We start from the raw sequence: 12,803 nt of genomic DNA on the forward strand, positions 1-12,803 counted from the left end.
GTTATTTTTCTATCTTGCAAATTATGAAAAAAAGGAGCAAAATAAAAAAGGTCCTAGTCTATACATGGGCAAATGAAAATTTTCATACAGAAGCATTTGAAGTGAGCGAACTTAAAGTGTGTAAAATATAATGATAAACATAAAAGATGATGAATGAGAAAACGGGTGATGAAGTTGAATAGAGCAATCGGTGTTATCGATTCAGGAGTTGGCGGTTTAACAGTAGCGAAGGAATTAATTCGTCAGTTGCCGAAAGAACGTATCATATATTTAGGAGATACAGCACGTTGTCCTTATGGTCCGCGTTCTCGAGAAGAAGTGCGTCAATTTACGTGGGAAATGACGGAGCATTTACTAGATTTAAATATCAAAATGTTAGTTATTGCGTGTAATACAGCAACTGCGGTTGTATTAGAAGAGATGCAAAAACAATTACCAATTCCAGTAGTGGGAGTTATTCACCCAGGATCACGTACAGCTTTAAAAGTGACAAACACGTATCATGTTGGGATTATTGGAACGATTGGAACTGTGAAAAGTGGTGCATACGAAGAGGCGTTAAAGTCTATTAATAACCGTGTTATGGTAGAAAGTTTAGCTTGTCCACCTTTCGTTGAACTTGTAGAGAGTGGGAATTTCGAAAGTGAAATGGCGTATGAAGTTGTAAGAGAAACGCTGCAACCACTGAAAAGTACCGATATTGATACACTTATATTAGGGTGTACACACTATCCAATTTTAGGACCTGTTATTAAAAAAGTAATGGGAGATAAAGTACAACTAATTAGTTCTGGTGATGAAACAGCACGTGAAGTAAGTACAATCTTATATCATAGTAAAATGTTGAATGAAGGAGAAGAACAAAGCGATCATCTCTTCTTAACAACAGGAAAAATAGGCTTGTTTAAAGAAATTGCATCAAAATGGTTCGGTCAACCGATTGAAAATGTGAAGCATATTCATTTAGAAAAAGAATAATAGTAGAATTCATATAAGTGAGCTCCTGAGAAATCAGGAGTTTTTTTGTTTTATCTTGCTATTTGCTGGGCAGTTAGAACCTCCACTGATTAAAGTTTCACTTTATAAGAGGCACAGCTTGTTCTAAAATGTGAAACGGCTCGTATACATAATAGTACAAACTTAGATTTTAGGGGGGAATGGCATGCCTAAATCCACTTTTAAATGGGTTGTTGGTGCTACTGTGAGCGCTGTTTTACTAACAGGGTGTGGCTTTATAAATCAGGAGAAAGCAACTGAACAAATTGATCCGCCAAAACAAGTTACGTATACAGAGGGTGGGAAGAAAGAAGTAGCTAAAAAAGATAAGCAAGGGCAAATGGTAAATAGAGAACTATACCTTGTTGATAAAAATGGTTATGTTGTACCACAAACGTTAGCTATACCTACTCCGAAAGCAAATGAGACTGTGAAGCAAACGTTAGAATACCTTGTGAAAGATGGACCGGTAACGAATTTATTACCGAATGGGTTTCGTGCAGTCATTCCGGCGAATACAACGATGACTTTAGATTTGAAAAAGGACGGGACGGCAGTTATTGATTTCTCTAAAGAAATGAAAAACTATGCGAAAGAAGAAGAGCGTCAAATCATTGAATCTATAGCGTGGACGTTGACGCAATTTACAGAGATAAAACAAGTGCAGTTCCAAATAAATGGTGAGAAATTGGCGAAGATGCCGGTTGCTGGTACACCGCTTGGTGAAGGAGTGAGCCGTGCAAATGGTATTAACTTCGATGATGAACAAGTAGCAGATGTAACGAATACAAAACCAGTCACACTATATTTCATGGCGCAAAATAATAATAAACAGCAATACTACGTACCAGTCACACGCCGCGTTGCGGAAGGAAAAGAAAATGATTATGCAGCAATTATAGATGAACTTGTAAAAGGTCCGATTCATCAATCGCTCCTGAATGATTTTAATCCAGGCGTTAAGCTTATTACGAATCCGAAATTACAAGACGGAAATCTTACATTAAACTTTAATGAAAATATATTTGTAAACCCAGATAAAAATATGATTTCAAATTACGTATTGAAGTCGTTAGTTTTATCTTTAACAGAAAAGAAAGGTGTGAAAAATGTTTCTATTGAAGTGAATGGAAAAGCAAATCTTATAGATGAAAAGGGCGGAAAGTTAATAAAACCTGTAGATCGTCCAGAAAACGTGAATACAGGTAGTTTTTAATCTTGAATAATTTGATATACTTAAGTAAGAAAGGAGAATTGCTTTTTGGGTTCTCCTTCTTTTATTGTATACATATCATACATTTAAATTTGGCTATACTAACGAGTAGTAATTAAGAGGAGGTTATTTTTATGCGAGTAGATGGTAGAGAGAAAACAGAATTACGCCATATACATATTCATACGAATTATTTAAAACATCCAGAGGGATCTGTATTAATTGAAGTTGGGGATACAAAGGTGATTTGCTCAGCAACAATTGAAGAGCGTGTACCACCGTTTATGCGTGGAGAAGGAAAAGGATGGGTAACAGCTGAATACGCGATGATTCCGCGTGCAACAGAACAACGTACAATTAGGGAGTCAAGCAAAGGGAAAGTAACAGGACGTACAATGGAAATTCAACGTCTAATTGGACGAGCATTACGTGCGGTAGTTGATTTAGAAGCGCTTGGCGAGAGAACAGTTTGGATTGACTGTGATGTTATCCAAGCAGATGGTGGAACGAGAACAGCGTCTATTACAGGTGCATATGTAGCGATGGTATTAGCTTTCGAGAAATTATTACAAGCAGAAAAAGTATCTAAAATTCCAGTAAAAGATTATTTAGCAGCAACGTCAGTAGGAATTGTTGAAGAGCAAGGTGTTGTTTTAGATTTAAACTATGCAGAAGATTCTAAAGCAGACGTTGATATGAACGTAATTATGACTGGAAAAGGCCAATTTGTTGAAGTGCAAGGAACTGGAGAAGAAGCGACGTTTAGTAGAGCGCAGTTAAATGAACTACTTGATGCTGCGGAAAAAGGTATTTTCCAACTGATTGATATGCAAAAAGAAGCTTTAGGTAACATCGTATCTCATATAGAGTAGAGGTGGAAAGTATGAAACAAGTTGTTGTAGCGACAAAAAATATGGGGAAAGTACGTGAGTTTGCTGAGTTATTTGAGCGATTTGATTTAGAAGTGAAATCATTACACGATTTTCCTCATATTGAAGAAGTCGAAGAAACTGGTGAAACATTTGAAGAAAATGCGATCTTAAAAGCGGATAGTTTGAGTAGACAGTTGAATTCTATCGTAATTGCGGATGATTCGGGTCTTATTGTAGATGCTTTAAATGGAAAACCAGGAGTGTATTCAGCGCGTTTTGCTGGTGAACCGAAAAATGATCAAGCAAATATCGATAAAGTGTTACAAGAATTAAATGGTGTGGACTTTGAAAAGCGTAAAGCGCGTTTCTATTGTGCATTAGCAGTTGCTTTCCCTGAAGGTGATAAAAAGCCTGTCATTGTAAATGGGACATGTGAAGGATTTATTTTAGAACAACGCCGAGGAGAAAATGGTTTTGGATACGATCCGATCTTTTATGTGGAAGAATACAAAAAAGCAATGGCGGAATTAAGTTCAGATGAGAAAAATGCTATTAGCCACCGTGGCCGCGCTCTTCGTAAGTTAGAAGAAAAAATCCCGGAATGGTTTTTAGGAGAATAAGGGAGAGAGAATGATGAAAGCTTTAATCGTAAGCGATAGTCATAGCTCTGTGAAGGAATTACAGCAGTTGAAAGAGAAATATGAAGGGGAAGTAGACATCATGATTCATTGCGGTGATTCAGAGCTAACGCCTGCTCATGAAGAACTGCAAGGTTTCCATGTTGTAAAAGGAAACTGTGATTATACTAACTTTCAAGATGAAATTGTAACTGATGTAGATGGAATTCGCTTCTTAGTTGCGCATGGACATCGTCATAATGTGAAAATGACATTACAAACGCTAGCGTACCATGCTGAAGAAGTGGGAGCGCAAGTTGCATGCTTCGGACATTCTCACGTATTAGGTGCGGAATTAATCGACGGCGTTTTATTTATTAATCCAGGCAGTATTTTATTACCACGTCAGCGTGTAGAGAAGACATTTGCTTTATTAGAAATGGATGAAAATCAAATGGAAGTTCGTTTTGAAACACTAGACGGACAGCTAGTTGAACAAGCAGTTTTTAAAAGAGGATAAGAAAAATTATCCTCTTTTAAAAAAGGTGTTGACTTTATGTGTGGTTATACATATAATAAATATTGTCGATAGGGCAACGGCGCTAACGAAGAGAAAATAAAATAACATATGCGGGTGTAGTTTAGTGGTAAAACAAGAGCCTTCCAAGCTCTGGTCGAGAGTTCGATTCTCTTCACCCGCTCCATGTCCCAGTAGCTCAGCCGGATAGAGCATACGCCTTCTAAGCGTACGGTCGGGAGTTCGAATCTCTCCTGGGACGCTAACAAAACCTTGTTATCTTTTGATAACAAGGTTTTTTGTTTGTCTAAAAATTGATGTTTGGGTTATAAGTGTAGTTCATTCTTAATATCTGCGACCTTTCTTTCGATATTAAGCAGTTGCATATGTACTTCTTTTTCTTAAATAAAAAGAGCGCTGTTTATCCCGCATTAGCGGGCAGCCCGATTGGTGAGGGCTGATTAAAGTTTCACTTTATGCGCCCTGTTCCTCATATTTAATTTAAAGAATCAATAGGCTTATGGTGGAACTCAAATCAACATCTAGATTCTCCTAATTGTTCACTTACAATGTTATAAAAGTTTTTACCATTCTAGTACGATTGAACAGCAGTTATCGGAACTTATCTCCGACGGTGTGTTACAATTAACCGAAGTGGAAAGCGAGGATCTCCAATTGACTGGACGTGTGATTGATTGGACAGTTTAAGAAGGTTGTATAAAAAGGGAGATGGCGCAAAGATGGCGAGATCAAACGAGAATAATTTAACGGAGAAATTGGCAGAAGGTCAACGGAAATATGGTGACGGCAACTTTACAGTACAGAACATCGGTGATGAAACTAACCCGAATTGGACTGTTGTAAAAAATGTGAGGAAGGGATCAGCAGGCATTCGCGAAGGAGAAGATATATTAAGACTGCGATCAAAATATATAAAATAGTACGGAAATGGGCGGAGCGGGAGTTCGAATCTCTCCTGGGACGGTAAGAAAACCTTGTTATCTTGTTGATAACAAGGTTTTTTGTTTAGTTATTAATAAACTTCTCAAATACAAAACCATAATCTTTCACATTATATTGTTTCTTCGTATCAACAAGCCAGTTAAAGGCGATCTCGTTCATCTCTTTAAATTGTTCTGCTAAGTTTACTTGTGCATTTGAAATACGGCTAAAAGCATTAGATGCCATATCTAAACTTTTATGTGCATATTGTAATGTAATGTCGTTGTCGTATGAAATTTCTTCGATTTTAAGTAAAGCTTTATATAAATCTTTTAATTCTTCAATATGTTTTTTATGAACATCAATTGAGTAATGCTCATCGCCCATTTGAAACTTAATTTCTACATCTAAATCAATCGTTCCTGCAGTTTCAAGTGCTACGTTTTTAATTTGATATTTACTATAGCTATAGCGGCGCAGTGTACGTTTTTTGCTTGTTGCGCTTGTACCGTCTAAGTGAATTAACCCTTTGTTTGTAAAGCAATATTCATCTGATTTCGATTTAATTAGAAAATAAATTTTCTCCCCATCTTCATGCATCACATAATCATCAGCATCGACCTTATCATAGTCTTTAGGTGTAATGACAGAACCTACATCGCTTAGTCCTAATACATCTGCCGCCATTTTTTTAAACATATATAATCCCCCTTGTAAATTAAATTCTTAATTGTACAAAAATATATTAACATGATTTTCATCCTTTGTTTTCTTGTAATACGAAAATATCTGAAGGTAAGTTAAGAAAAGTAATGAATAATTATTTTGATCCTAAATTATTTAGTAAATCTATTAGTTTAAGAATCGATTCGCCGAAAAATAACTAAGAGAAAAAAGTTAATTTTACAAGTGATTATAGAGGAATTCCGTGAAAGCACCTCAAGCGATATGAGGTGTTTTTAAATCTCTTTTTGAAATCTTACAATTCTGTAAGGTAACTGTAAGGTAGTTCGATGGTAAGAAACTGCTAATCTTTTATAATGAAGATAACAACGATAAAACGAGGAGGAAGAAATGATGAAAGGATTAGTTGTAACGGGCTTAACGGTTGCTTTTGGATTTGTAGCGTATGAGAAATTAACGTATGTAGTTGATGTTGTGAAACATTTGATCGCTTAGAGAAAACAGCTATGAGAGGGAAAGGGAATGAGTGAATGAATGGAATGGTTATTTGGAATTATAGGTACTTGTAGTGTAGTGTTATTGTTCTTTGTCCCAAGTGGTATACTTAGTTCGACAACAAGTTTGTTCTTCTTAAGTTTGTTTGCTTGTACGATGCTTATTATTATGTTTTTAATGAAGCGAAGTAAACCAATCTTCTATTTTAGCATGATTGTTATGGCAATTATTGTTCTCCAAATTATTACCCTTGTAATATACCCCACAATTATAAAAGCTTTCCATTAATGATGAATCCTCTGCGCTTGTTGCTGGGGATTTTTATTTGTACAATTTTAATTTTTAGTAGAAATTTATTCGTATTGGAATGTAAAAATTAAATATTTCCATATTTCAAACAAATAGTTTAGGGATGTTGTGTTCTCATTACGCATTTGATATATTTACTTTGAACATAATTAAAATCAAGAAAAAGAGGCGGACGTATGGATAAAAAAGAAAATACGGTCGTATTGTTTCCGCAACTATCAGAGCGCTATATTGATGAAGGTTTTTTAGCGCTGAAAGAGCGGGAATTCGAAGATGCATTGCGTTGCTTTGAAATATTACGTCAGTATAATGCGGAAACGGAACAAACGGAATTAGCTTCAGTTATTTGTTTACTCGAATTAAAACGTATGGAAGAAGCGAAAGACAAATGTGAACAGTTGCTTAAAACAGGAGTTGTCTTATTTGGTGATATTCTTGAAACGTACGTAACTATTTTAGTTCAAACAAATGATTATGAAGGTGTTATTGAAACTGTTGAAAAGGTTTTACAAACGAAAGATATAATGCCTGATCAAAAGGAAAAATTAGCGCAGCTTGCTTTATTTGCAGAAGGTATGCTAAATGAGGGAGACGCATCGCTAGTGGATTCAAATTTTGAATTGGAAGAGTTTACTAATGAAATTTTTGGAGAAAACTTTGGACAGAAGCTAAGAGCGATTCAGCGACTTTCGTTAAAAGACTTAGATCTTGCATTACCTGTTTTAAAGAAATTTTTAATAGACGAAGAGCAGCACCCCTATTTGAAAACTTCTATTTTGTATAAAATGATAGAAAGTCAGGTAGAAGAAGAAATAGAGGTAGAAAAGTTTGGAAATACGATTAAGGTGATTCCAGCATTTACAGGTCATAATGAGGAGCAATCCAATAACATTATACATAAATTATCAAGCCGATTAGAGCAAAATTATCCCGATATATTTGAAGCAATGGTTACATATTGGAAAGAGTTGCAAATTAGCATTTTCCCATTCGCTCTATTAATGGATAAAGAAGAGATTTGGTCAGCTGTTTTAGAGAGAATTGGAAGAAAGCGTTTCGGATTGGCTATAGATGAAGAAGAGCTTATGGCAGCATATAATATCGAATTGGAAGAGTTTCATATTGCCTATCAATGGTTATTACGTGTTGAAAGAGAAGGATATTTGCCCGTATAATTATGAAAAAGAATCGTTCAGTTCTTGAAACGAGCATATTCTATGTTATAATGTAAGGGTTGCAAAAGGCAGAAATCTGCCTGTTTGTAAGAGAAGAGAAGTGTAATTCTCTTACTTAATATGTTTCATATTATTCTCGAACAAAATATACCGTAGTTGTCTTCTGGGCAATTAGTAGATTGGAACATTATATCTGAAAGCTTTTGCTAGAGGATTATTTGTGTATTTGTTATTTCAAAAAAGAGATAATGAAGATCTTAATCTATAGAGGTATGTGCATACATTATTATAGTTGGAGGGAAAGAATAAATGTCTACAAAATGGGAAAAATTAGAAGGTAACGTTGGCGTTTTAACAATCGAAGTTGATGCTAAAGAAGTAAACAACTCTATCGACGCTGCGTTCAAAAAAGTAGTAAAAACAATTAACGTACCAGGTTTCCGTAAAGGAAAAATGCCTCGTCCATTATTCGAACAACGCTTTGGTATTGAATCTTTATACCAAGATGCTTTAGATATCATTTTACCAAAAGCATACGGTGAAGCGATTGAAGAAGCTGGTATCTTCCCAGTTGATCATCCTGAAATCGACATCGAGAAGTTCGAAAAAAATACTAACCTTATCTTCACTGCAAAAGTTACAGTGAAACCTGAAGTTAAATTAGGTGAGTACAAAGGTTTAGCAGTAGAAAAAGTTGAAACAACTGTAACTGACGAAGATGTAGAGAACGAATTAAAATCTTTACAAGAGCGTCAAGCTGAACTAGTTGTTAAAGAAGAAGGAACTGTTGGAAACGGTGATACAGCTGTAATCGACTTCGAAGGTTTCGTTGATGGCGAAGCATTTGAAGGCGGAAAAGGCGAAAACTACTCTCTAGCAATCGGTTCTGGTACATTCATCCCAGGTTTCGAAGAGCAAGTAATCGGTCTTAAATCTGGTGAGTCTAAAGACGTTGAAGTATCATTCCCAGAAGAGTACCATGCTGCTGAATTAGCTGGCAAACCAGCAACATTCAAAGTAACAATTCACGAAATCAAAACAAAAGAACTTCCTGAGTTAAACGACGAGTTCGCTAAAGAAGCTGACGAAGAAGTTGCAACTCTTGATGAATTAAAAGCAAAACTTCGCACAAACTTAGAAGAAGGCAAAAAGCACGAAGCTGAGCACAAAGTACGTGACGAAGTAGTAGAATTAGCTGCTGCTAACGCTGAAATCGAAATTCCAGAAGCTATGATCAACACTGAGTTAGATCGTATGGTTCGTGAATTCGAGCAACGTTTAAGCCAACAAGGTATGAACCTTGAGCTTTACTACCAATTCACAGGTACTGACGCTGACAAATTAAAAGAGCAAATGAAAGAAGATGCACAAAAACGTGTAAGAATCAATCTTGTTCTTGAAGCTATCATTGAAGCTGAAAACATCGAAGTTACTGAAGAAGAAGTAACTGCAGAAGTTGAAAAAATGGCTGAAATGTATGGTATGCCAGTAGACGCTATCAAGCAAGCTCTTGGAAGCGTAGACGCTTTAGCTGAAGATCTTAAAGTACGTAAAGCTGTAGACTTCTTAGTAGAAAACGCTGCATAATAAAATAACAAGGCACGATTTTAATCGTGCCTTGTTTTATAAATATAGAAATATATTTATAAAACTTTTCGATGGAGAAGGAAAAGTTCCTTTACAAGTCGAATATACATATTTCAAAAGTTTTAAATTTTTTTATTTGTACATAACTAGTCATATTATTTGTATTTCTCGCCACGTAGTGACATAATATGTATTTACATACGATACATTTATCGTGTACATACGAAGGCAAGAGGTTAGCACTTTGTAAGGGGTGTGAAAATATGTTTAAATTTAATGATGAAAAAGGGCAATTAAAATGTTCTTTCTGTGGTAAAACACAAACGCAAGTTCGAAAGTTAGTGGCAGGTCCAGGTGTTTACATTTGTGACGAGTGTATCGAACTTTGTACTGAAATTGTACAAGAGGAGCTTGCGAAGGACGAAGAAGTAGAATTCAAAGATGTACCGAAACCGGTAGAAATTCGTGAAATCTTAGATGAGTATGTCATCGGGCAAGATAGCGCGAAAAAAGCACTAGCGGTAGCGGTATATAACCATTACAAACGCATTAATTCTAACAGCAAAATTGATGATGTAGAATTAGCGAAGAGTAATATCGCACTTATCGGGCCAACAGGTAGTGGTAAAACATTACTGGCACAAACGTTAGCGCGTATTTTAAATGTTCCATTTGCAATCGCGGACGCAACATCTTTAACAGAAGCTGGATATGTTGGGGAAGATGTAGAAAATATCTTACTAAAATTAATTCAAGCAGCTGATTATGATGTAGAGAAAGCGGAAAAAGGAATCATTTATATTGATGAGATTGATAAAGTGGCACGTAAGTCCGAAAATCCATCAATTACACGTGATGTATCTGGTGAAGGTGTGCAGCAGGCACTTCTGAAAATTTTAGAGGGTACTGTAGCAAGCGTTCCACCTCAAGGTGGTCGTAAGCATCCGCACCAAGAGTTTATTCAAATTGATACAACGAACATCTTATTCATTTGTGGTGGAGCGTTTGATGGCATTGAGCCGATTATTAAACGTCGTCTTGGTGAAAAAGTAATTGGATTTGGTTCTGAGAAGAAAAATGCTGATGTAAATGAGAAGCATGTTTTATCTCACGTATTACCAGAAGATCTTTTAAGATTTGGTTTAATTCCAGAGTTTATCGGTCGTCTTCCAGTTATTGCGAACCTAGAGCCACTTGATGAAGATGCTCTTGTTGATATTTTAACGAAACCGAAAAATGCACTTGTTAAGCAATTCCAAAAACTATTGGAGCTTGACGATGTTGAGTTAGAGTTTGAAGAAGGTGCACTAATCGAAATTGCAAAAAAAGCAATTGAACGTAAAACGGGTGCTCGTGGACTTCGTTCTATTATTGAAGGCTTAATGCTTGATGTAATGTTCGAACTTCCATCTCGTAAAGATATCGAGAAGTGTATTCTTACAAAAGAAACAGTAGCTGATAATGAGCCGCCAAAATTGGTGTTACAAGACGGTACTGTACTTGATACAAAAACATCTGCATAATGCGAAAGGGAAACAGCAATTTTTATAATTGCTGTTTTTCTTTATGTTTAGCTATGTTCCTCCGCGGAAATACTAAGAGATAAAATATTGCGGGAGGAAATAAATAATGAGCTGGACAAATATATTTTTAGTTGTTCAACTTGTTTTTGGTGTAATTGTCGGATTGTATTTCTGGCATTTACTTCGAAATCAACGAACACAAAAAGTTTCAATTGATCGAGAATCGAAAAAAGAATTAGAACAGCTTCGTAAAATGCGTGAGATTTCTTTAACAGAGCCGCTAGCAGAAAAGGTGCGTCCTACATCCTTTTTAGATATTGTAGGGCAAGAGGACGGGATTAAGTCGTTAAAAGCGGCTCTTTGTGGTCCGAATCCGCAACATGTAATCATATATGGCCCGCCAGGTGTTGGGAAAACAGCGGCAGCACGTCTTGTATTAGAAGAAGCGAAACGAAATCCTAAATCTCCATTTCGTACGAATGCAACATTTATTGAACTTGATGCGACGACAGCTCGGTTTGATGAACGTGGTATCGCAGACCCTTTAATTGGTTCGGTGCATGATCCGATTTATCAAGGTGCTGGGGCGATGGGGCAAGCAGGTATTCCGCAACCGAAAAAAGGTGCTGTAACAGATGCGCATGGTGGTATTTTGTTTATTGATGAGATTGGTGAACTCCATCCGATTCAAATGAACAAAATGTTAAAGGTGTTAGAAGATAGAAAAGTATTTTTAGAAAGTGCGTACTATAGTGAAGAAAATACGATGATCCCAACATATATACATGATATTTTTCAAAAAGGCTTACCGGCAGATTTTCGCTTAGTTGGAGCAACGACACGTTCGCCAGAGGAAATTCCTCCTGCTATTCGGTCACGTTGCTTAGAAGTATTTTTCCGTGAATTAGATACGGAAGAAATTCAAAAAGTAGCGAAAAATGCCGCGGAAAAAGTAGAAATGCAAATAGGTGAAAATGGTATTGAAATGATTGGGATGTATGCAAGAAATGGACGAGAAGCGATTAATCTTGTGCAAATCTCTGCTGGTATGGCGATAAATGAAGAACGTTCTTTCATTAAAGATGAAGATATAGAGTGGGTTGTTCACTCAAGTCAGCTTACACCAAAATACGAAAAGCACATTTATCCGATTCCAAGGATTGGTCTTGTAAATGGTCTTGCTGTATACGGACCAAATACAGGTGCGTTATTAGAAATTGAAGTAACAGCAATTCCGGCGAAAGATAAAGGATCGGTAAATGTTACCGGAATTGTAGAAGAAGAAAGTATTGGTAGTCAAACGAAATCGATTCGCCGTAAAAGTATGGCAAAAGGCTCTGTTGATAATGTATTAACAGTACTTCGTTCTTTAGATGTGTTGCCAGAAGGATACGATATACATATTAATTTTCCAGGTGGTATCCCAATTGATGGACCTTCTGCAGGAATCGCTATGGCAACAGGTGTATATTCTGCGGTGCATCGCACATATGTAAATAATGAAGTAGCGATGACAGGTGAAATAAGTATACACGGAGAAGTAAAGCCTATTGGTGGCGTGTACGCAAAAATAAAAGCTGCGAAAAAAGCGGGAGCTAAGAAAGTCATTATTCCTGCTGAAAATATGCAACCATTTTTGTATACGATAAAGGGAATTGAAATTATTCCTGTCCGTAAGTTAAAAGAAGTATTTGAGTTAACGTTTATGCAAGAAAATATGCATAGAGAGCTAGATGTACATACTAACGTAGACGAAACAGATGCACAATCTATGTAAAAATAAACAATAATAAAATTTGCCAGACTTCGTTTAAGTTTGTATGCTTAATCGGAGTCTTTTTTCTTTTCGTGAGATAGAAAAACAAGCTATTTA

General features: G+C 36.2%; 12 protein-coding genes and 2 tRNA genes. 13 read left to right on the forward strand and 1 reads right to left on the reverse strand.

Annotated elements, in window-relative coordinates; genetic code table 11:
- The first annotated feature begins 168 nt into the window (after positions 1-168).
- From racE to RT27_RS03195, 8 genes are all read left to right on the forward strand, one after another.
- Positions 169-978, forward strand: coding sequence for a glutamate racemase (racE, locus tag RT27_RS03160; RefSeq protein WP_000774005.1), 810 nt, complete (start codon positions 169-171; stop codon positions 976-978).
- A gap of 184 nt (positions 979-1,162) precedes the next feature.
- On the forward strand, positions 1,163-2,212 hold the full coding sequence (gene gerM / locus RT27_RS03165) for a spore germination protein GerM (protein WP_001126744.1): 1,050 nt from the start codon (positions 1,163-1,165) through the stop codon (positions 2,210-2,212).
- A gap of 131 nt (positions 2,213-2,343) precedes the next feature.
- A complete protein-coding gene (gene rph, locus RT27_RS03170; protein ID WP_016080158.1) occupies positions 2,344-3,081 on the forward strand; it encodes a ribonuclease PH in 738 nt (245 codons plus the stop codon).
- Between the two features lie 11 nt (positions 3,082-3,092).
- Positions 3,093-3,701, forward strand: a complete 609-nt coding sequence (locus RT27_RS03175; RefSeq protein ID WP_000815949.1) for an XTP/dITP diphosphatase — start codon at positions 3,093-3,095, stop codon at positions 3,699-3,701.
- A gap of 13 nt (positions 3,702-3,714) precedes the next feature.
- A complete protein-coding gene (locus RT27_RS03180; protein WP_029443375.1) occupies positions 3,715-4,218 on the forward strand; it encodes a metallophosphoesterase in 504 nt (167 codons plus the stop codon).
- Positions 4,219-4,328: 110 nt separating this feature from the next.
- Positions 4,329-4,402: transfer RNA gene (locus RT27_RS03185), tRNA-Gly, on the forward strand.
- A gap of 1 nt (position 4,403) precedes the next feature.
- A tRNA-Arg gene (locus RT27_RS03190) sits at positions 4,404-4,477 on the forward strand.
- A gap of 478 nt (positions 4,478-4,955) precedes the next feature.
- The gene (locus RT27_RS03195; protein ID WP_016080160.1) at positions 4,956-5,156 is read left to right on the forward strand and encodes a hypothetical protein; all 201 of its coding nucleotides are present in this window, start codon (positions 4,956-4,958) and stop codon (positions 5,154-5,156) included.
- Positions 5,157-5,241: 85 nt separating this feature from the next.
- Here the strand turns inward: RT27_RS03195 and RT27_RS03200 are convergent, their stop codons facing one another.
- Positions 5,242-5,856 (reverse strand): PH domain-containing protein, encoded by a 615-nt coding sequence (locus RT27_RS03200; RefSeq protein WP_029443374.1) that lies wholly within the window; start codon positions 5,854-5,856, stop codon positions 5,242-5,244.
- A 519-nt stretch (positions 5,857-6,375) separates the two neighbouring features.
- Here RT27_RS03200 and RT27_RS32755 point away from each other — a divergent pair.
- From RT27_RS32755 to lonB, 5 genes are all read left to right on the forward strand, one after another.
- Positions 6,376-6,624, forward strand: a complete 249-nt coding sequence (locus tag RT27_RS32755; protein ID WP_001983650.1) for a hypothetical protein — start codon at positions 6,376-6,378, stop codon at positions 6,622-6,624.
- Between the two features lie 197 nt (positions 6,625-6,821).
- Complete coding sequence (locus RT27_RS03205; protein WP_016080162.1) at positions 6,822-7,820, forward strand: hypothetical protein; 999 nt, start codon at positions 6,822-6,824, stop codon at positions 7,818-7,820.
- 309 nt (positions 7,821-8,129) lie between these two features.
- The gene (gene tig / locus RT27_RS03210; RefSeq protein ID WP_016080163.1) at positions 8,130-9,407 is read left to right on the forward strand and encodes a trigger factor; all 1,278 of its coding nucleotides are present in this window, start codon (positions 8,130-8,132) and stop codon (positions 9,405-9,407) included.
- Positions 9,408-9,670: 263 nt separating this feature from the next.
- On the forward strand, positions 9,671-10,930 hold the full coding sequence (clpX, locus tag RT27_RS03215; protein WP_000472289.1) for an ATP-dependent protease ATP-binding subunit ClpX: 1,260 nt from the start codon (positions 9,671-9,673) through the stop codon (positions 10,928-10,930).
- Between the two features lie 106 nt (positions 10,931-11,036).
- Positions 11,037-12,707: an ATP-dependent protease LonB gene (lonB, locus tag RT27_RS03220; RefSeq protein ID WP_016080164.1), complete on the forward strand. Its 1,671-nt coding sequence runs from the start codon at positions 11,037-11,039 to the stop codon at positions 12,705-12,707.
- Positions 12,708-12,803 lie beyond the last annotated feature (96 nt).

This window comes from Bacillus sp. L_1B0_5 (genome assembly GCF_000836715.1).
Classification (GTDB): Bacteria; Bacillota; Bacilli; order Bacillales; family Bacillaceae_G; genus Bacillus_A; species Bacillus_A thuringiensis_S.